The organism is Bacillus cereus, from assembly GCF_002564555.1.
In the GTDB taxonomy this organism is placed as follows: Bacteria; Bacillota; Bacilli; order Bacillales; family Bacillaceae_G; genus Bacillus_A; species Bacillus_A cereus_K.
The window spans coordinates 79,292-98,942 of sequence record NZ_NUVD01000024.1 but is presented as its reverse complement, the minus strand read 5'-3'; the positions used below and the strand labels follow the sequence as shown (position 1 = coordinate 98,942).

Genomic DNA, 19,651 nt, shown 5'->3' with positions numbered 1-19,651 from the left:
GTATTCATCCCTGCTTCTTCTCATTTGCTTCACGTCATTAAATCCTCAATTATTGTAGCATAATCCTTCTTAGAAGAAAATGAAAACTACCTATTCACCTGTAAGATTTCTGCTTTATTTTCTGCGACAACACCTTCATAATAAACAATTTTAGATAAATATTTCACTGAAGACTTATGTATAAATAACAATTGCACCACACAAAGAAAAATAAATTGTATTACTACTATACGAATAAAAATTTTCTCTACCTTTTTCAAACTATTAGCTCCTTTCCACCCTCTACTTACACATTTCATTCCTGATTTTACAAAACGTACAGAGAGCCACTAAATTTATTGTCATTTTCCACGCATACTTTTATACATTTCCATTGTCGAATTTACTCAAAACATGTTATGTTCTAAATGTATTTTTCAACTTGAAAGGGGTATAAGCATTGAAAAGAATCCTAGTTTTACACACAGGTGGAACAATTGCAATGGAGGAAGACAAAGAAACTGGGGTCGTACAACCAGGTGATAAAAATCCTCTTTTAAAATTCATTCCTGATTTAGAAGGCGATGTTGATTTAATCGTTGAAGATGTGTTCCATCTACCATCTCCTCATATGACACCAAGCGAAATGTTACAATTACAAGTCATCATCGATGAAAGAGTAAAACAAGACAACATTCATGGCGTAGTCATTACGCATGGTACGGATACATTAGAAGAAACAGCTTATTTCTTAGATTTAACAGTACAAGCAACTATTCCGATCGTTGTGACAGGCGCAATGCGTTCTAGTAATGAATTAGGTGCTGATGGCCTATATAACTTCTTATCGGCTGTAAAAGTTGCTAGCTGCAATGAAGCTGCTGAAAAAGGTGTTCTAGTCGTATTAAACGACGAAATTCACTGTGCTACAAATGTAACGAAAACACATACGAGTAATGTCGCGACATTCCAAAGCCCGCAATATGGACCAATTGGAATGGTAACAAAACGCGGCGTTGTCTTCCATCACGCTTTAGTACATCACGAAACATATACAGTAAACAAAGTGTCTAAAAATGTAGTTGTGCTGAAAGCATATGCTGGCATGGATGATACATTGTTAGCAGCAATTGAAAACCTTCCTGTAGATGGAATTGTTATTGAAGCACTTGGACAAGGTAATTTACCTCCACGAACACTTCCTAGTCTAGAACGATTAATAAACAAAGGAATTCCTGTCGTATTAGTTTCTCGCTGTTTCAACGGCATCGTTCAAGATGTATATTCATATGAAGGTGGCGGCAAACAATTAAAAGATATGGGGATTGTATTCACATACGGTTTAAATGCTCAAAAGGCGCGTATTAAATTGCTAGTCGCATTAGAGAATACAAACTCTCATGAAACGATCCAAAATATGTTTATGCATGATTAAAAAAGAAGCTGTCGAAATTTTTTCGACAGCTTCTTTTTATTCTTCTCTTAAGGCAATGGTTTGCGCAATTGCATCCCCATGAAATCTACCATTTTCGATAAATATTTCATTTGCATTATTCCCAGCAGCAATTACACCCGCAATAAAAATATTTTCAGCATTCGTTTCCATTCTGTCCTCATTATAAATCGGACGTCCTGTTTCTTCATCAATCCGAACACCCATCTTCGTTAAGAAGCTATGATCAGGATGGTAACCAATCATCGCAAATACAAAATCATTTTGGATTGTATTTGCCTCGCCATCAACTGTAAACGTCAATGTATGTTCAGTAATTTCTTTCACATGAGCCTGGAAATGCATTTGAATTGTACCATTTCGTACTAATGCCTCAAACTCCGGCAAAATCCACGGCTTTATGCTTGGTGAATACTCACTTCCGCGATATAAAACCGTTACACGCGCACCTGCTTTAACAAGTTCCAACGCAGCGTCTACACTTGAATTTTTCCCACCTATAACTACTACATCTCGATCAAAATAAGGATGTCCTTCTTTAAAATAGTGAGCAACTTTCTTCAGCTCCTCACCTGGAACATTCATATAATTCGGATTGTCATAATATCCAGTTGCTACAACAATGTATTTCGCTATATATATTTCTTTACTTCCGTCACGTTTTGTCGTCTCAACTTTAAATATTTCTCCATCTTTTTGAACTTTCTCCACTCGTTCAAAAGCATTTACACGTACGGATTTACGCTTTACTACTTCACGATAATACGCAAGCGCTTGATTTCGAACAGGCTTACGATTTTCTGTAATAAAAGCTACATCACCAATTTCTAATTTTTCACTAGAAGAGAAAAATGTTTGATGAGTTGGATAATTATAAATCGCATTTACAATGTTACCTTTTTCAATTACTAACGGATTTATCCCTACCTTTTGCAACGAAATTGCCGCTGCTAATCCGCACGGACCGCCTCCAATTATGATAGCTGTTTCTTTCTGCATACTCGGTTCACTCCTAGTCTTCTACCAATACACTATTTATAAAAACAAGAAAAAACCTACTTACAGCAGTAGGCACCTATCTTTATTGTATTCATTTTTCATATATTTGTCATCTAAACGAAACGTACATCCGATAGACATCTGCTAAAAACTGCTGAAATTTAATACCTTGTTTCCCTAATACACTTTCAGGATCAATCTTTCTAGCTGGGTCAAGTGTTTTATGTGATACGATATCTTTTTTCGGATTCAAGCCGAAGTTTTGGCATAAATACGCATGATACCACGTAAAACGATTATATGCTTCCCAAAAGTTAAGATCACCGCCATAACAGAGTTCCACCCCAATGGCAGCCTTATTCGCATCATAACCATATAAGTCATTATCCGTCGGCACACCATATCGAACATGATATGCAACTTCATTTATAGGGATGATTTCCAATATTGTTTTATCATCTATAAATGTATGTGCCGAAGCTTTCGGTTGTATTTCATTAAAATAATCCCGATTCCCTATCGCATTGCTACCAGGGTTCCCCGTATCATGACTTACAATAAACCTTACTTTAGAAAGAGGAATTCCCGGTCGTGAACTTCCATATCCAATATAGTTACGCTCTATAGGAAACATCGCCATTATTACCAACTCCCGCTTCAGAAGATTACCTTACTTCCTTATATATGTATTCGGTAGCAATGTCCTTATAGCATATTTCTTACGCGAAGAGAAAATCGAAAATATTTGATGTGAACACCATAAATAATAAAATACTTACAGCAACTCCATAAAAACCGTAAAACCAAACACAATCTTCTTTCGTATCTAAACCGAAAAATTTATTTACTGATTGTAATAATGTGCCACGCTTACTTTGTTTGTTTCGTAATACTTCCACTCGTTCTACAACATCTGCTGGCATCATAAATCTTTGGTCTACTGTCATTTTCATCATTTATCTCTCCTTAAAATCATTTCCGTTTTGTTTATCTAAGGAAAGTATAGCACATTTGTTCGTACAGAACAAGCGTTCTTTTTGTTTTTTTATTTTATTTTTCAACAAACCAAGTAAGAATTGTAATTACAAAGGCGATAATCGGTCCTACTACGACTGTACCAAATATTAAAAACAAGAGCCCTTCTCCGAACACCCGAACGCTACTTGTTTTTCGGGCTTTCATCGTTCTTGCAAGTTCTCCCTCTAACCTCTTAACTTTTTCTTCTAATTGTTCTACTCGTTCCATCATTTCATTTTCCATATACAACACCTCGCTCTAATACTTCAACAAAAAAACGTGATCCCCTCGAAAGGAATCACGTTTTCATTAAAAACTTTATGCTTATACCCAGCCTCTAAAGCGACTAGCTTCAGCCATTTTACGAACACCAACCATATACGCAGCTAAGCGCATGTTTACTTTACGAACTTGTGCTGTTTCATAAATGGAATCAAACGATTTTACCATTACTTTTTCTAAACGTTGTTCTATTTCTTCCTCACTCCAGTAGAAACCTTGGTTATTTTGTACCCACTCAAAGTAAGATACTGTTACACCACCAGCACTAGCTAATACGTCTGGAACAAGTAAAATACCACGATCTGTTAAAATCTTTGTTGCCTCTAATGTAGTTGGACCATTGGCAGCTTCAACAACGATTTTCGCTTTAATCTTATCAGCATTTTCTTCTGTAATTTGGTTTTCAATTGCAGCTGGAACTAAAATGTCGCAATCAAGTTCTAATAATTCTTTGTTTGAAATTGTATTATTAAATAGTTTTGTTACAGTACCGAAGCTATCACGACGGTCTAATAAATAGTCAATATCTAATCCATTTGGATCATGCAATGCACCATAAGCATCTGAAATCGCAATAACTTTCGCACCTGCATCATGCATAAATTTAGCTAAGAAGCTACCGGCATTACCGAATCCTTGAACAACAACGCGTGCACCTTTAATATCAATGTCACGTTTTTTTGCAGCTTCGCGAATACAAATTGTTACACCTTTCGCTGTCGCTGTTTCACGTCCATGTGATCCACCTAATACAAGCGGTTTACCTGTAATAAATCCTGGTGAATTAAATTCATCGATACGGCTATACTCATCCATCATCCATGCCATAATTTGAGAGTTTGTGAATACATCTGGAGCTGGAATATCTTTCGTTGGACCTACGATTTGACTAATAGCTCGTACATAACCGCGGCTTAATCTTTCTAACTCACGGAATGACATTTCACGTGGGTCACAGATAATTCCACCTTTACCTCCGCCATATGGTAAATCAACAATACCACATTTTAAACTCATCCAGATAGAAAGTGCTTTCACTTCATTTTCTGTTACATTCGGATGGAAGCGAATTCCACCTTTCGTTGGACCAACAGCATCATTATGTTGCGCACGATATCCTGTAAATATTTTAACAGTCCCGTCATCCATACGAACTGGTATTTTCACTGTCATCATACGAATTGGTTCTTTCAATAATTCATACACTTCGTTTGGATAACCCAATTTTTCTAATGCTTCACTAATAACAATTTGTGTCGAATTCAATAGTTCAAAATGTTGTTCCCTTTGTTGTTGTGTTTTTGTTTGAGTTCCCTTTTCGGCTACCATAGTAAGTAAACCCCCTGTAATTTCACTTGTTTAGTAAACCTTCATTGCCTAGTATACACCCTTAAATTTGGAATGCAATAGAAAACGCTAACAAATATATACAAACTATTTTCTGTTGCAAGCGTTTTCACTATTATTATAGTCCTTTTATTACTTTTAGAAAAGTAAAATACTTAAATATTTAAATTTTTTTATTTTCATCCCATAGAAAGCGCTGAAACAGATATATTCAATTAAGAAAAAGAATAACTAAGTATTTACTCTTATTGCTGTACCCTCTCCCAGTTTTTCGAAACTTCAGACCAATACTTTCTAGCCCTTAGCTAAATAAAAAAACAAAACCTCAAGCTATGTTATATTAGCTGAGGTTTTGTTTTTTCACAAAGTAATTGTATACTTGTTCAATTGCTTGAGAAGCCATTAATTCTTTTCCATACTCCATAGTGCGATAGATGGTTGCTGTAGACGGATTACCGTATTCCGCTAAAATAGCTATAAAATCCTCTTTCAATAATTGAACTTGCTCCTCTTCTTCCATCCAAAGATAGAAACGCTCATCCCACGTATATAACTTTCCGCCAGTTACACCAAGGTTATATAAGCGATTTGACAGGTTAATTACGTCATCTAGTGTAGCAAACTCATACAGTATGTGCTCGCTCTCATCTAGCGTCACTTGCATTTCAATAAACTCGTCACGGAACTCATCATCTGTATCCATTTCTTGATTTTCTTTCGTTACAATTACAACCATTCCTTGTGCTTGTAGAGAAAATACTTCAACTGCAATCGGACCATCTGCTTCAAATCCTAATTCTTTATTTGCTTCTTGCATCATATCACGAAATAATTGCTGTACTTTCGGTGCATTTCTCCATAAATCCTCTTTCGTTAATCCTCGTTCAGATAAATCATCGAATGTTAGGAAAATTTTTATCTTATTATAATTTAATCGTTCCAGCCTCATCTCATACCCTCCCTACGTAACCAATGAATCTAATTTTTATTATATGAAATAGAAAATAGATGGTTCTTTTCGAACAACTATTCTGACACTTTTAACCATTCATCCCATTCATCTTTCGTATCACCGATTAAGATCGTTTGACTGTTCAACTGATCTCGAGCGTCTATTTTTCCTATAAGCCCAACAAAAAGGTTCTCATTTTTTTCTTGCAACAAATTAACAACGTTCACTGTCTTTTTAAATTCTGGTCCGTCATCAAAAGATACAAATACATATTTAGGCTGTATTTGCTTAATAGCTAACAAAATACCATTTTCCTCTAAGCTTGTCCTAATATATATCGCCTCATATCCTTTTAAGCGTAAATACGTTGAGAAAACAAATCCTTTCAACGCATCCTTTTCTAACACAATAACTTTGTGTAAGGAGGAAAACTTTGAGGCATTATGATACACCATTCCTAGACGTGTTTGTAAAAATGATAGTGCATATTGGAATTGCACTATTGAAATCTCATTCTTATTTTTTAACGTTAACAATTTGCTTGTCACTTGAAGAACAATACTTGCAACAACCTTTTCCGTTGAATATATACTAAAAACCTCGTTTATTAATGCAGAAGTTGTAATTTCATCAAATTCTAACAAAGCTTGTAGTAAATCGTCCACTAAAACAACTTCTTTATCATAATATATTTCTTTTTGAACAGCACTCTGCAAACGATTCCCTTCTAATAACTGAACTGCTTGGCCGATCATCATACCAGAAGAAACCTTTTGCATTAACCATTTCAAAATTCGAATATGTTCTTCTGTATATAAACGATGCCCAGCTTGATTCCGTTTTGGGGCAATAATTTGGTATCGCCTTTCCCATGCGCGAAGCGTACTCGGCTGAACTCCAATTATATTCGAAACAGCTTTTATATTATATTTCCCATCCAGAGTTGGCATCATTTTCCTCCGCACAATGTAATAATATGTGTTTGAGCAGGCGCTCGGAAGCGAAGCGGGAGCAATGTTGTTCCATATCCATTACTAACAAAGAGAGTTGTATTTGAATGATTATATACGCCACCCTTTAAATATTTTTTTGATGGGAATAATCGAATTTGTCCTCCATGCGTATGTCCACTTAATACAAGTGAAATCTGTTCTTTTCCAGACATTTTTTTTATTATATCGGGATTGTGACTAATTAAAATACGAAAACCCTCTTCTTTACAATCTGCCAATGCCAAATCTAAACGATCACGTTTCAATCCAACATCATCTATACCGAGTAAGCAAATTTTCTCAGTTGACTCAGACTCAAATACAACTCTTGTATTATCTAAAACTTTCACATTATTTTCTAATAACAAAGCATCTAATTCATGGTATTCAATCTCATAATCATTATTTCCCCATACAAAATATACAGGAGCTATCTCTTTTAACTTTTGAATATTTGCAGAGATTTTCGATAAGGGGACACCTTTTTCCGCTAAATCGCCACCAATAATTACGAGATCTACTTTTCCTTTTACTTGCTCAATTAACGAACTTGGAACGGCTCTTCTATGAATATCAGAAATAAAAAACACATTCACTTTTTGAAAACTTTTCGGAAATTCTTTAAATACTAAAGTATGTTCCAACACCGTATTACGCATCGCTTCTTTATACATTATAAGAAGAAATATAATACCTATACATATGAGAGTACTTATTAATATAATCCATATCATATTTTGACTCCCCTCCTCATAAAGATAATCCACAGTTTTTATAACAAGCTGTGAATCGCTTAATTCACTAACTCTCTTGCTTTACGGACTTATCTTTTATCGGAATTTTTAATTCTTGACCTGCACTCACTTCATCTTCTTGTAAGTTATTATACTTTTTAATCACTTCAATCCCATTTTCATCTGAAATATATTGCTTCGCTATACTTTCTAAAGTTTCTCCCTCTTTCACAGTATGCGTTACTACCTTCTCAGATTGTTTCTGCGTTTCAGATTTAGCCGAATCAAAGAAAATTACTTCAAATGCACTTTTTCCAGCATTATTACTATCACTTTTCACCTGGATATATTTATCGGTATACCATAATATGCTGATTGGGAGCAATATGAATAGAAATGTTAATACTCGGACAAAGATGTGATTCATTTTAAACTTTTGTTTTTTCTCTTTATTTCTATGAATTTCACTACGCGGCGGTAAACTTTCATCTTCTTCCACTCGCTCAACTTCTAATTCCTCTTCAAAGTCAGGAATTCGTTTCCTCATGTTGTTCACCACCACCTTCCATTTATTTTCTTAATTGGAGTCCCATTATAAAATCAACAAGAAAGTGTGCAAAGATTGTTATAAACAAATTTCCTGTCCATTCAAATACATAACCAAAGACAAAACTAATGAAGCAGACGAAACAAAACAAAAATGGCTTTGTTATATAGCGAATATGTAACACTGCAAATACTAAACTTGCTATTACAATTCCAAACTGAGTCTGCATTACACCTCTAAATAAAAATTCTTCGGCAAATCCGATAACAAACGTAATAACGAGTAAATGCATAACTGACATTCCTTGAAACATCTTATCGTTAATACCACCATCATCAAACCAAGACTCTGGAAACACTCGCATTGCAACATAATCTAATAACACAATACCAATCGCCAACAAACTGCCTACTACAAGTATTGGTACGGGGTCCCACTTCCAAAGACTCAAAACTTCTTTTGTATCTCGAAATAATATATATGCTAGTAAACAACCAATACCAATAATAATTAGCTGTGTTATATACAAATTCAGCCTTATTTCTTTCGGACTCATATCTTCAACACTATGCCTTTGAATGTTCATCATTCCTCCATCTTTTCTAGGCCGAAAAGCTTTTGTAACTCTGTTTCCCAATTATAGTCGAAATCGGATTGTTGCGCTCGTCTTTTTTTATAATCTGTTTTTGTAATACCACAATAATCACAGCAATTTTTTAACTCTTGCTCTTTTCTATAACCAAACTGTTGAAGTACATATTCACGTCTACATCCTTTAACTTGTATCCATGACCTCATGTTTTCTAGCTCACTATATTTATTACGTAATCTTATTTCTACTTCGGCTATTAATCTGTTCATAATTTCATCTGACAAGCTCTCTAATATTAGTTTTCGTCGTTGTATGATTCCAAGCTGTTCGAGATGATAGCGGATGAAACGCCAATATTGTTCATTAAATCTTGCTGCATTGTAACAAATTTCTTCTACATCTTCTATTGGTAATTCCTTCGTTTGAAACATTCTTTCTTGTAGTAAAGAAAATAAAAATTGTATTTGCGACTTACTTGGCAACTCATCCTCAATTATTGAAATTGGCAAATCGTGATCTAATGGACTACATAGTAAAAAGGCTATACTCGGTTCACCATCTCTTCCAGCCCTCCCAATTTCTTGTAAGTATGAAGCTATATTGGTCGGATAATGGAAGTGAATGATATATCTCGTATTCGACTTATTTACTCCCATACCAAAAGCGCTTGTACATATTACAAGTTGCAATTGATCATTCATAAACTGCTGCTGAATTAACATTCGCTCTTCATGTTCCATACCACCATGATAAAAAGCTACACCAGTAACGCCTTTTCCCCTTAAATATTCCGTTAAACGTTCTGTCCATGCTCTACTTGAGCAATATACAATCCCTGGCCCTTGTAAATACATCACCTGTTCCAAAAGCGCTTCTTTCTTCTCTTCTATCGTCTCTACAAATTGCACTTCCATTGCAATATTCGGGCGATCAATAGAGTATACATGCTGCGAGACATTCTTTAAATTTAAACTATCTGCTATATCTCTCAGTACATCTTTTGTCGCTGTGGCAGTTAATGCTAGTACCGTAGGAGATCCGATGTTCTCTATTACTACATCGAGCTTCTTATAATCCGGTCTAAAATCATACCCCCATTGTGAAATACAATGGGCCTCATCAACAACAAACAATGAAATATGAATTTTCTTCAATTCTCTTATTAATAACTCCGATTGCAACATTTCTGGAGACACAAAAATAAATTTATAAAAAGCTAATTTTTTCATCGCTTCTCTTTTTTCACTTAATGTCCGAAAACTATTAAATGCAATCACTCGATTTTTCACAACATACTTTAATTGTGTAACCTGATCTTCCATCAAAGATAGTAATGGTGATACAACAAGCACTGTTCCTTCTTGCATTAGCCCTGGAAGTTGATAGCACAAAGATTTCCCTCTCCCAGTCGGAAGCATCGCTATAACATCTTTTCCTTCTAATAAATCTGTAATAACGTCTTTTTGTCCTGGACGAAATTCAGAATATCCAAACCACTTATATAAATATTCCTCAAGTTTCATTTATACCCTCCATCCGTGCCAATACAAGACGGACTTCAAAATAAGAGATATCTTCTCCAACCGCTTGTTTCAATACACGCAACTTACGTGTTCGCAATGCCTCAATTACTTTTATTACTTTGTCTACCTTTTCTTTTTCCATAAACATTTCAATAGCAAATTCTTTTTCTCGCAAAGCAATTTCAACAAAATGATCTTCTATCGTTGCAACCTTTAAATTTCTAATTGTCGCGATCTCTTCTAAAGAACGTCCTTGTCTCCAAAAATTATATGTTTTTTTCGTTGATAAACTAAATAATTCAGCTCTCTCATTTGGATAAGATATAATTTCTGCTAATAGCGGAAATTCATTTTCTTTCTCACGAACTTCTTGTATAAAGAAGTGAATTGTACCCCAAAATAAAAAATACACCCTAAATATATCTTGTTTCGTAATTTCTGCTAATTGTTGCAATGTATAACCGATACGTTCATAACCTGTAAATCGATACGTTACAATCGTCGCTTCTACCACATTACTTCTTTCTAAAAGTTGCTGTATTTCTTTCCATAATCTATTAGCCAATTCACTTCTCCTGTATGGTATTCCCGTTAAAAAACGTTTCACCCACACCATTATTTCTATATCTTGTTGAATAGGGGTAAATTTCGTATTATTTTGTTGTAAATTCGATATAGTTTGAATAATTAATGATAATCTTTTCCAAAATGTTTCACCTAATTCACCATAGTGCAAACCGTGTAAATAAGTTGGAAAAGCATAAACTTGCTCCCATTTATGTAACTGCGTTTTACCTATATGTGTTAACACATATGTATTTTCATGTATTTCTTGAATAAAATCTGCTTGCAACAACTTTACAACTTCACGATCATAGTCCATTCTATTTAACGATTTATATATTCCGAACAAAAAAGAAATTTGAAACATATTCCCATCTTGTAATGTTTGCGAAGAACGTTTTCCTTTTAATAAATAATAAATAGAGGAAACGGTCCTTTCACCATTCAATTGTTTTAAACAATACAATAAAGTGTATTGTATTTGCATTACCGCTCCCACCTTTCAATCTAGCTTCATTCTTTATTCAGTAGTACCCATTAAAGGTATCATATTACCACTAGCTACTTGTATATATTCTATTGTACCAAACGAAATAACATTTACGTATTTTGAAAATCTTATGACATAATTCAAAAATAAGTTGACACCCTAATTGATAAGCATTATCATTATAATTTTATGTTGAAAAGTTTTAAAAACCGTTTTACAATAAGGTTATAATTTTTATGGCGAGCTTTTCACATACATATTATCAGGAGGGAAAAAAGATGGCAAAATATACAATCGTTGATAAAGATACTTGTATTGCATGTGGTGCTTGTGGCGCTGCTGCACCAGACATTTATGACTATGATGATGAAGGTATTGCGTTTGTAACATTAGACGATAACCAAGGTATCGTTGAAATTCCAGATGTATTAATTGAAGATATGATGGATGCATTCGAAGGTTGTCCAACTGACTCAATTAAAGTTGCTGACGAATCATTTGACGGCGACGCTTTAAAATTCGAATAGTTTTTTATTAACTTCAAAAAATGTCCCTCATCTTGATGAGGGACATTTTTTGTTTTCTATTTTCATTCTACTTAATAAAAAACCATTAGTAGCTCCATACTACCAATGGTTTTATTTTATCCCGCTATTTGCCGGGCAGTAAGACCCCCACCTCAACATTCAGCAAAAGCAAAGAAGTTAGGTGAGGGTCGGGCTGCCCGTAAAAGCCCGATTGGTGAAGGCTAATAATCAGTGGGGGATGAACAAAACCCCCACTGATTAAAGTTTCACTTTATATTTTATGCATTTTTCATTTTTGCAAAAACCCATACTTTTAGGCGTGAGAACAACGCTACAAATACAATTGTTACTACAATTCCTTTAATCAAATTAAACGGTAAGATTGCTGTTACAACAGTCGTTCTTATAGCTTCACTAGACATAGCAGGTGCATTTAAAAACCAAGTGTAAGCTGGGAATATGATGATGTAATTTAATACACTCATAATTAGTGCCATTGTAATTGTCCCTAGTGCAAGTCCTGTCGTTAAACTTTTTACAGTACGATACTTTCTAAATAAGAAAGCTGCTGGTCCAATAAATAAACATCCCGCAATAAAGTTTGCAATTTCTCCAACTGGTACTCCTGTTAAACTTCCTTGAATCCCGTAATGTAGAATATTCTTTATCCCCTCTACAATTACCCCCGCAATTGGTCCGAAAATAATTGCAGCAATTAGAGCTGGCACATCACTAAAATCAATTTTTAAAAATGGCGGAAGCCCTGGGAACGGGAAATCCAACATCATCAGTAAATATGCAATACTACTTAGCATTGCTACACTCACCATCTGCACTACACTGTTTTTTTGTTTCATCTTTCTCTCTCCTTTTCCATCGATCGTCTCATGGAAAGTGGAAAGGTTCTGCTATGCCTATTTTTTCATAGAACGAAAAAACCCTTTGTGTTTTACACAAAGGGAGAATTTAAGGCACATCAAACAGACGTTCAAATCCATTTCTTTTTTGAACGCTTGAACCTCCATCTTCTCCCATCCAGACTATACTGTCGGCTTTGGAATCACACCAAATCCTGCCTTAACGGCTCGCGGGCTTAGAACGAAATCATAAATAGTTCATCACCGCCGGTCGGGATTTTCACCCTGCCCCGAAGATAGACCGATATTCTATTTTCCCCTTCATTATACAACAACCTAATAATATTGTGAACTAAAAAATTGTAACTTATTTAAAGTTAGTTATTTATTTTTTCACAATCAGTTAGTAGTCGTAAAATATTTTACAATACAATCCATATTTTTTATTATTCGGTATTTCCCTGATGAATCCCCTAGTCATATATAATTAAAAGTGATAAGATGTTGAATTGTTAAGATAAGAACATTTTCTGAATTATGGAGGAAATGTCATGAAAAAAGAAAAGAGACACTCTATTCAAGAAGCAATGAAAAAAAACTTAAGAAAAGAATACTTTTACTTAAAAAAAGAATTACTTTTCTACTGTCCAATTGATTTAGGCACATTCTCAAGCGAGACATACTATGCTACTTTCGATGAAGATGGCATCAGTATTTATCAGTATGATAAAAAAACAGAAAGTAAATTAAAATTGTGCGAGCGACATCCATGGAAGAGTTGGAATAAAGTGAAGGTTGATCACTATTTGACAACCTCTCAATTTATTTTTCAAGGTGAGCGTAACTGGATATTATCCCTTTTTCAAAAAGGAAAAAAAGCTCAAAAAATTATCGAAGAGCATACATCTTTACAAACAGAAGTTGTTTCCCGCTCTTTCGTAAAAAAACTCCCTGGTTTTCGTTCTAATACACCGTTGAATAAATACATCGGCAGCATTTGCTACACTGCACTTATTGCATTTTTATTAAAATGGATGATTCCATTTCAAGCACCACAAATCGCCCTGTATTCTATTTCAATTGGTTGTATGCTTCTTGGTCTACTCTGTCTGACAATCGGTTTAATTGAACCGACTATTGTACTGTTTCGGACAAATGAGAAAACAAGAACAAAAGTCTTTTACTTATATAGCTACTTAGCTATTTCTGGATTTATATGTGTCTTTATTTTTTGGTAAAAGAAACCGTCCCAAAATATCTTTTGGGACGGTTTTCTTTTAGGTATAGGTTACTCTTATAATTATATTTTGTTGTTAAATCAACATTTTTTGTCGAAGCGTCGATACAATTTCATTTATTATCGTAATCTTAACAAAAAATAAATCGATTCAGAAGTTATACTTTCGGAACTGTTCTCTTACTTAACGTATAATTGTTGATTTGGATAAATCCGCTCTTGCTGCAGTCCATTTTTTTCTTTAATTTCCTTAAGTGTCATACTAAATTTTCGTGCAATACTAACTAAAGTGTCCCCTTTTTGCACGATATACAATGATGAAGAAACAACTTCGTTTCTTTGTTCATTTAAAACAAGCAATGGATTCATCGCATTCTTTTTCGCCATCGTCCATCTGCCTTGGTGAAGTTCTAAATGCAAATGCGCGCCTCGCGATTCTCCTGTATTTCCTACTTCTCCAATTATTTTTCCTTTTGAAATATAATCCCCTTGAACTACATATCTCTTATTTAAATGTGCATACACAGCCTCATATTCTCCATGTTTAATAAATACAACGTTTCCATAACTACTTGAATAATAAGACTTTGTCACCTTACCATCTTGAATAGCTGCCACAGGTGCTCCGATCGGTGCAGCTATATCAATACCGTAGTGTTTTCCATGCCTTGTTCCAAAATAATCACTTATCTGACCTTCAACAGGCCATGTCCATCGATTTTCTTCTGCGTAAACATGTAATTGAGATAAAAACAGAACAGACAATAACATGACGCCACATTTTAACACTTTCATATACATCCTCCGTTTTCTAATTACCACCATACCTTCTCTATTTTGGTATATTACAGAAAAAAGTATACAAAAAAAGAAAGTGAATCACTCCACTTCCTTCTCTTTTTTATCACGAAAAACTAATGCACTGCGGTTATACTCCACATCTTTTACTTGTAATCGAACATTTATTACTCTAGCTACCGCAAACAAATAATCAGATAATCTATTTACATACTTTAGGACGACTTCATTTATTTCTTCTTCTTTTTGCAATGATACTATGGAGCGCTCTGCTCTTCTTACAACAGTACGTGCAATATGAATTGCAGCTGCTGCCTCGCTACCACCTGGTAAAATAAAGCGCTCTAACGACGGTGCTTCTTCTGTATACGAATCAATTCTTCTTTCTAAGCTTTCAACCATTTCGATTGTTAATTTATAAGGAATTTTTTGTTCTACTATTGCCAAATCTCCTCCGCAATCAAATAATTCATGTTGAATATTTTCAAGTTCATTATAAATATCTCCAAAAGACCCGCCTTCTAGCTTAGTCATCGCATATCCAATATGAGAATTCGCTTCATCTATCGTGCCATACGCTTCTACACGAATATCATCTTTATCCACCCTGCCACCTATTACACTTGTTTTTCCTTTATCTCCTGTTTTTGTGTATAATTTCATCTCTTCACGGCACCTTTCTTGTTATGCTAAATTAGACTAAAATAGAAAAAAGTTCTACTATAATTTATTTAATTGATTTTACAAAAAAATAAAAAACAGTAGAACTTTATTCATTATCAACTTAAAAAACACATATCTAAATTATACGATTTGGTAAATATACAGAGAATATAGTTCCTTCTCCAACAACACTTGAAACAGAAATCTTTCCATCGTGGCCTTGAACAATATTTTTAGCAATTGCAAGCCCGAGCCCAGTTCCACCTTTTTTTCCACGTGTTCTTGCTTTATCAGCTTTGTAGAAACGATCAAATAAAAATGGAATATCTTCTTCTGGAATGCCTGCGCCTGAATCTTGCACTTCGAAAGTAAGGCCATTATTTTTCGTATCAATTACAAGTGTAACATGCCCACCTGCATTCGTATGACGGATTGCATTATCAATTAAATTCGTCAACACTTGTTCCATACGGTCTGCATCAAACGGATATTGTTCAATTGGACTTTGGAAATCAACTGTTAGTTCCACTTCTTTATCCTTTGCAATCCCTTGGAATTTACGACCAATTTTTTCGACAAATGGATGAATATCTACTTCACCTATATGTAACTCTACATTACCACTTTCCATACGTGCTAAATCTAATAACTCATTTACAAGTTTACCCAAACGAACAGATTCATCATAAATGATTTGAACAAATTCATTAATTTCTTCTTTCGTTTGCACAATATCATCTAAAATCGCTTCACTATACCCTTGAAGCATTACCATCGGTGTACGAAGTTCATGTGATACATTCGCAATAAAGTCTTGACGCATCTTCTCAAGACGACGTTCTTCCGTCATATCACGCAAAACTGCTACAGCCCCACGAATTTTCGTTTGATTGTAAAGCGGCGTCATAAGAACTACATAGTTCCCTTTTTGCAAATTAATTTCAACAACTTGTTGTTGCTCGCTTTCTACAACAAGATGGAATAGTTCAACAAGTTCAGAAGGGAGTTTTTTACTTAACTCTACTTCTTTTTCTTCTTGCCAAACTTGTAAGAAATGTTCAGCCGGTGGATTAATCACAACGACTTCACCTTCTTGATTTAACGTAATAACCCCATCTGCCATACTACTCAAAATACTAGCTAATTGCTCTTTTTCTTGCTGCAAAGCGTTCATGTTAAACTTCAACTGTCTCCCCATTTGATTTAAGGCCGTTGCAAGCTCACCAATTTCGTCCTGAGATACCATAGGAGCCTTTGCATCAAACTTCCCACGTGCCACTTCAAAAGCAACTTCACGCATTTTACGAAGCGGTGCTGTAATTCGAGTAGATAAGAAGAATGCGAAGAACGTCGTTAAAATAATCGCAATACCTGCTGATAAGAAAATGAAATCAGTCGTTCTCTCCATACCCTGTATCGGAACTTGTAAAGATTCATATACAAACACAGCACTTTGATTTTTGGATTGCACCGGTTTTCCGACAATCATAATATCATTTTCAGTGTTTTTATTCTTCCTACTATTAGATGCTTTTCTAATGTTATTTTTAATTTCTTTTTTATCTGTAAAAACAGCTGCTAATTCTTTATCTTCTTTCAAATCATCCATTGTAAGGGTGACTAACCCTTCTTGTTTCGGTGAAGAAGATATTTCCTTACCATCTTCTACAATAATAATCCTTGAAAGTGGATCAGAGAATTTGTACGCGATATTCTCAATCGTTTTTACATCGGCACCTTCTTCAATTAACTCTGAAACACTTGTTGCGACTTTCTGAAGCCTAGCTTCACTCATATCAACATAATACGTTCTAAAAAACTGTGAAAGTAAAATCGCAACAAATCCAAGAACAAACGAAACGAGAAGTAATATGGTCATCCATAACTTCCCTACTACACTTCTCCAAAGCATCAGTCGTTCACAACCTCAAACTTGTAACCTACGCCCCAAACGGTAACAATCATCTTCGCAGCATCTGGTGATTTTTTACTTAACTTCTCACGTAAACGCTTTACATGCGTATCAACTGTACGTAAATCTCCAAAGAATTCATATTGCCATACTTCTTTTAACAATTGCTCACGATCGAATACTTTATCAGGAGCTTTCGCTAAGAATAACAGTAGTTCATATTCTTTTGGTGTTAAGTTCACTTCATTTCCATCTGCAGTAACACGGTGTGCATCGTTATCAATTGTTAAATGCGGGAATACAGTAACATCTTTTGTCGTTGTATCTTGTGTAAAGAATGTTGTTGGTACAGCACGGCGTAATACCGCTTTCACACGCAGCACTACTTCACGTGGGCTAAATGGCTTTACAATATAATCATCTGTTCCTACCTCAAACCCCTGTACCCTATTTACTTCTTCACCCTTTGCTGTCAGCATAATAATTGGTGTAGCTTTCTTCTCACGAATTCCTTTACACACTTCGATCCCATCTTTACCAGGCATCATAATATCCAATAAGATTAAATCATAATCATTTTGTAACGCCATTTCTAAAGCAGTATCACCATTATCTGCTTCTTCAATAGTATATTGTTCTCTTTCTAAGTACATTTTCAATAAACGACGAATGCGATCCTCATCGTCTACAATTAAAATTCTTGATTCATTTTCCATTTCTACCCGCTGCGCACTTTCACCCCAGCGGTTCACACCTACCCTTCTACACTATTATGTTGCGCTATTCTCGTTTATTTAAGCAATCCTCTAAATGTTTCACTTTCCATATTATGCTTCACAAGAATAATAAAGTTTGTTCAATTTTTTTCCAAAACTATGTATTTTTTTTGAACAGTGTATTATGTCCTCGACATCATTTTACAAAATCAACCGCTACTTTGTCATGTTTTTCTCAAAAAAGAAGAAAAGTTGACAAAAATAAAATAGGAAAGTGACATACACTCTCCTATTTTATTTCTCTATGCATATGAATGTAAACCCGCAATAATTAAGTTTACTACAATAAAGTTAAACATAATGATTGCAAAACCAATTACTGCAAGCCAAGCTGATTTTTCTCCATGCCACCCTTTAGATAAGCGCAAATGTAATACCGCGGCATAAAAGAGCCATGTTATAAGTGCCCAAACCTCTTTTGGATCCCAACCCCAAAAGCGTGTCCAAGCGATTTGAGCCCAGATCATCGCAAAGATTAACGCTCCTAATGTAAATATCGGGAATCCAATTGCTATAGAACGATATCCGATTTCATCTAATAAATCACTATTCGTATTTTTTACTAACGGCTGAAGTGCCGCTGATACTCGTTTGCGTAAAACAAGTCTTAATACAATATAAAGTAGTGTTCCAACTATCACTGACCAAATAACAGTATTTAATTTTTTTGCATTTACAATCGCCGGAACTTCCACCGCCGGTTCTAATTTATTTTCTGTCAATAACTTCCCTTCATGCGGTCCAACTAAAGCAGGAAGGTTATACTTCATCTCAACTTGTTGTTCATTTTTATCAATCCATTGAAACTTCGCTTCATATTTCATACTAGAAAATACCGTTGTTACCGCAATAAATCCAACTGTACAAACAAGTGTGAACACTACCGTTTCTAACCAAAATGTACGTTTACTTCTCGTTGATTGATCTACATTTTTCAATAAATACATGACGCCTGTAATAAAACTAATTGCTAAAATCGCTTGTCCTGCTGCTGCAGTCGTCACATGAATATGTAACCAGTTACTTTTTAAAGATGGTATAAGCGGGGAGATTTCCCTTGGAAACATACTTGCGTAGGCAATTAATAACAAGGCAACCGGTAACGCAAATAGTCCAATTATACTTACGCGGTACATAAAATACATCACAATAAATGCTCCGACAAGCATCATACCGAAAAATGTACCAAATTCAAAAAAGTTACTAACTGGTGCATGACCTGATGCAATCCATCTTGTAATAAAATATATTATTTGTGCAATAAACCCTAAAATTGTGATTGTTATTCCTACATTTGCCCATTTATGACCCTTTTCCTTAATTGCACCTCCAAAAAATAGGGTTGCAATTAAATATAGAATAAATGCGGTAAAGAGAAAGTTACTACTTATTTGCACCATATCGTTTCCC

The 19,651-nt window shown here is 34.8% G+C and carries 22 protein-coding genes and 1 riboswitch; of the genes, 3 read left to right on the top strand and 19 right to left on the bottom strand.

Translation table 11 applies throughout. The features are described 5' to 3' along the window. Window positions 1-86: 86 nt before the first annotated feature. Entirely contained in the window at window positions 87-260 is a 174-nt protein-coding gene (locus COI75_RS26955) for a YpfB family protein (protein ID WP_000754948.1), read from the bottom strand. A 179-nt stretch (window positions 261-439) separates the two neighbouring features. Between COI75_RS26955 and ansA the strand changes: the two genes are divergently transcribed. Further along, entirely contained in the window at window positions 440-1,414 is a 975-nt protein-coding gene (gene ansA / locus COI75_RS15020; RefSeq protein ID WP_000821998.1) for an asparaginase, read from the top strand. Window positions 1,415-1,450: 36 nt separating this feature from the next. On the opposite strand, the gene COI75_RS15015 is transcribed toward ansA, so the two are convergent. From COI75_RS15015 to COI75_RS14960, 12 genes are all read right to left on the bottom strand, one after another. Beyond that, window positions 1,451-2,431 carry a YpdA family putative bacillithiol disulfide reductase gene (locus tag COI75_RS15015; protein WP_001168480.1) on the bottom strand — a complete coding sequence of 327 codons (981 nt, stop codon included), beginning with the start codon at window positions 2,429-2,431 and terminating at the stop codon, window positions 1,451-1,453. A gap of 109 nt (window positions 2,432-2,540) precedes the next feature. After that, the gene (locus COI75_RS15010) at window positions 2,541-3,071 is read right to left on the bottom strand and encodes a peptidoglycan recognition protein family protein (protein ID WP_001240642.1); all 531 of its coding nucleotides are present in this window, start codon (window positions 3,069-3,071) and stop codon (window positions 2,541-2,543) included. A gap of 79 nt (window positions 3,072-3,150) precedes the next feature. Continuing rightward, the gene (locus COI75_RS15005; protein ID WP_001983018.1) at window positions 3,151-3,387 is read right to left on the bottom strand and encodes a DUF3961 domain-containing protein; all 237 of its coding nucleotides are present in this window, start codon (window positions 3,385-3,387) and stop codon (window positions 3,151-3,153) included. Window positions 3,388-3,481: 94 nt separating this feature from the next. Beyond that, window positions 3,482-3,691 carry a hypothetical protein gene (locus COI75_RS15000; protein WP_000426771.1) on the bottom strand — a complete coding sequence of 70 codons (210 nt, stop codon included), beginning with the start codon at window positions 3,689-3,691 and terminating at the stop codon, window positions 3,482-3,484. A gap of 81 nt (window positions 3,692-3,772) precedes the next feature. Continuing rightward, window positions 3,773-5,059, bottom strand: coding sequence for an NAD-specific glutamate dehydrogenase (gene gudB, locus COI75_RS14995; protein WP_000225169.1), 1,287 nt, complete (start codon window positions 5,057-5,059; stop codon window positions 3,773-3,775). Window positions 5,060-5,417: 358 nt separating this feature from the next. Next, entirely contained in the window at window positions 5,418-6,026 is a 609-nt protein-coding gene (locus COI75_RS14990) for a genetic competence negative regulator (RefSeq protein ID WP_001235401.1), read from the bottom strand. Window positions 6,027-6,103: 77 nt separating this feature from the next. Beyond that, the gene (locus tag COI75_RS14985) at window positions 6,104-6,979 is read right to left on the bottom strand and encodes a MerR family transcriptional regulator (protein ID WP_001142473.1); all 876 of its coding nucleotides are present in this window, start codon (window positions 6,977-6,979) and stop codon (window positions 6,104-6,106) included. Further along, complete coding sequence (locus COI75_RS14980) at window positions 6,979-7,755, bottom strand: metallophosphoesterase (RefSeq protein WP_000637805.1); 777 nt, start codon at window positions 7,753-7,755, stop codon at window positions 6,979-6,981. The genes COI75_RS14985 and COI75_RS14980 overlap by 1 nt, the downstream gene beginning before the upstream one ends. A gap of 67 nt (window positions 7,756-7,822) precedes the next feature. Then, the gene (locus COI75_RS14975; protein ID WP_001231540.1) at window positions 7,823-8,302 is read right to left on the bottom strand and encodes a LysM peptidoglycan-binding domain-containing protein; all 480 of its coding nucleotides are present in this window, start codon (window positions 8,300-8,302) and stop codon (window positions 7,823-7,825) included. A 22-nt stretch (window positions 8,303-8,324) separates the two neighbouring features. Beyond that, entirely contained in the window at window positions 8,325-8,888 is a 564-nt protein-coding gene (locus COI75_RS14970) for a CPBP family intramembrane glutamic endopeptidase (protein WP_001025784.1), read from the bottom strand. Next, complete coding sequence (recQ, locus tag COI75_RS14965; protein WP_000762956.1) at window positions 8,888-10,417, bottom strand: ATP-dependent DNA helicase RecQ; 1,530 nt, start codon at window positions 10,415-10,417, stop codon at window positions 8,888-8,890. Before recQ ends, COI75_RS14970 begins: the two co-directional genes overlap by 1 nt. Next, the gene (locus tag COI75_RS14960) at window positions 10,407-11,468 is read right to left on the bottom strand and encodes a helix-turn-helix domain-containing protein (protein WP_001167020.1); all 1,062 of its coding nucleotides are present in this window, start codon (window positions 11,466-11,468) and stop codon (window positions 10,407-10,409) included. The genes recQ and COI75_RS14960 overlap by 11 nt, the downstream gene beginning before the upstream one ends. Window positions 11,469-11,749: 281 nt before the next feature. Here COI75_RS14960 and COI75_RS14955 point away from each other — a divergent pair, with 281 nt between their 5' ends. Further along, on the top strand, window positions 11,750-11,998 hold the full coding sequence (locus tag COI75_RS14955; protein WP_001151993.1) for a ferredoxin: 249 nt from the start codon (window positions 11,750-11,752) through the stop codon (window positions 11,996-11,998). A gap of 278 nt (window positions 11,999-12,276) precedes the next feature. On the opposite strand, the gene COI75_RS14950 is transcribed toward COI75_RS14955, so the two are convergent. Further along, a complete protein-coding gene (locus tag COI75_RS14950) occupies window positions 12,277-12,855 on the bottom strand; it encodes an ECF transporter S component (protein ID WP_000810849.1) in 579 nt (192 codons plus the stop codon). Window positions 12,856-13,017: 162 nt separating this feature from the next. Next, a riboswitch (FMN riboswitch) is annotated at window positions 13,018-13,157 on the bottom strand. 249 nt (window positions 13,158-13,406) lie between these two features. Here COI75_RS14950 and COI75_RS14945 point away from each other — a divergent pair. Further along, window positions 13,407-14,093, top strand: a complete 687-nt coding sequence (locus COI75_RS14945; protein ID WP_000711794.1) for a hypothetical protein — start codon at window positions 13,407-13,409, stop codon at window positions 14,091-14,093. A gap of 179 nt (window positions 14,094-14,272) precedes the next feature. Here COI75_RS14945 and COI75_RS14940 read toward each other — a convergent pair whose 3' ends face one another. From COI75_RS14940 to resC, 5 genes are all read right to left on the bottom strand, one after another. Next, complete coding sequence (locus COI75_RS14940) at window positions 14,273-14,887, bottom strand: peptidoglycan DD-metalloendopeptidase family protein (protein ID WP_000866126.1); 615 nt, start codon at window positions 14,885-14,887, stop codon at window positions 14,273-14,275. 84 nt (window positions 14,888-14,971) lie between these two features. Then, window positions 14,972-15,553 (bottom strand): cob(I)yrinic acid a,c-diamide adenosyltransferase, encoded by a 582-nt coding sequence (locus COI75_RS14935; protein ID WP_000781254.1) that lies wholly within the window; start codon window positions 15,551-15,553, stop codon window positions 14,972-14,974. 136 nt (window positions 15,554-15,689) lie between these two features. After that, a complete protein-coding gene (gene resE, locus COI75_RS14930; RefSeq protein WP_000964672.1) occupies window positions 15,690-17,465 on the bottom strand; it encodes a sensor histidine kinase ResE in 1,776 nt (591 codons plus the stop codon). Next, window positions 17,465-18,181, bottom strand: a complete 717-nt coding sequence (gene resD, locus COI75_RS14925; protein ID WP_002171123.1) for a DNA-binding response regulator ResD — start codon at window positions 18,179-18,181, stop codon at window positions 17,465-17,467. The genes resE and resD overlap by 1 nt, the downstream gene beginning before the upstream one ends. A 302-nt stretch (window positions 18,182-18,483) precedes the next feature. Then, complete coding sequence (gene resC, locus COI75_RS14920) at window positions 18,484-19,641, bottom strand: cytochrome c biogenesis protein ResC (protein WP_000250074.1); 1,158 nt, start codon at window positions 19,639-19,641, stop codon at window positions 18,484-18,486. Between the last annotated feature and the right edge of the window lie 10 nt (window positions 19,642-19,651).

Coding starts and splice junctions, on each gene's coding strand:
- COI75_RS15015 (WP_001168480.1), bottom strand. CDS start 2,431: ATGCAGAAAGAAACAGCTATCATAATTGGAGGCGGTCCGTGCGGATTA.
- COI75_RS15010 (WP_001240642.1), bottom strand. CDS start 3,071: ATGGCGATGTTTCCTATAGAGCGTAACTATATTGGATATGGAAGTTCA.
- COI75_RS15005 (WP_001983018.1), bottom strand. CDS start 3,387: ATGATGAAAATGACAGTAGACCAAAGATTTATGATGCCAGCAGATGTT.
- COI75_RS15000 (WP_000426771.1), bottom strand. CDS start 3,691: ATGGAAAATGAAATGATGGAACGAGTAGAACAATTAGAAGAAAAAGTT.
- gudB (WP_000225169.1), bottom strand. CDS start 5,059: ATGGTAGCCGAAAAGGGAACTCAAACAAAAACACAACAACAAAGGGAA.
- COI75_RS14990 (WP_001235401.1), bottom strand. CDS start 6,026: ATGAGGCTGGAACGATTAAATTATAATAAGATAAAAATTTTCCTAACA.
- COI75_RS14985 (WP_001142473.1), bottom strand. CDS start 6,979: ATGCCAACTCTGGATGGGAAATATAATATAAAAGCTGTTTCGAATATA.
- COI75_RS14980 (WP_000637805.1), bottom strand. CDS start 7,755: ATGATATGGATTATATTAATAAGTACTCTCATATGTATAGGTATTATA.
- COI75_RS14975 (WP_001231540.1), bottom strand. CDS start 8,302: ATGAGGAAACGAATTCCTGACTTTGAAGAGGAATTAGAAGTTGAGCGA.
- COI75_RS14970 (WP_001025784.1), bottom strand. CDS start 8,888: ATGAACATTCAAAGGCATAGTGTTGAAGATATGAGTCCGAAAGAAATA.
- recQ (WP_000762956.1), bottom strand. CDS start 10,417: ATGAAACTTGAGGAATATTTATATAAGTGGTTTGGATATTCTGAATTT.
- COI75_RS14960 (WP_001167020.1), bottom strand. CDS start 11,468: ATGCAAATACAATACACTTTATTGTATTGTTTAAAACAATTGAATGGT.
- COI75_RS14955 (WP_001151993.1), top strand. CDS start 11,750: ATGGCAAAATATACAATCGTTGATAAAGATACTTGTATTGCATGTGGT.
- COI75_RS14950 (WP_000810849.1), bottom strand. CDS start 12,855: ATGAAACAAAAAAACAGTGTAGTGCAGATGGTGAGTGTAGCAATGCTA.
- COI75_RS14945 (WP_000711794.1), top strand. CDS start 13,407: ATGAAAAAAGAAAAGAGACACTCTATTCAAGAAGCAATGAAAAAAAAC.
- COI75_RS14940 (WP_000866126.1), bottom strand. CDS start 14,887: ATGAAAGTGTTAAAATGTGGCGTCATGTTATTGTCTGTTCTGTTTTTA.
- COI75_RS14935 (WP_000781254.1), bottom strand. CDS start 15,553: ATGAAATTATACACAAAAACAGGAGATAAAGGAAAAACAAGTGTAATA.
- resE (WP_000964672.1), bottom strand. CDS start 17,465: ATGCTTTGGAGAAGTGTAGTAGGGAAGTTATGGATGACCATATTACTT.
- resD (WP_002171123.1), bottom strand. CDS start 18,181: ATGGAAAATGAATCAAGAATTTTAATTGTAGACGATGAGGATCGCATT.
- resC (WP_000250074.1), bottom strand. CDS start 19,641: ATGGTGCAAATAAGTAGTAACTTTCTCTTTACCGCATTTATTCTATAT.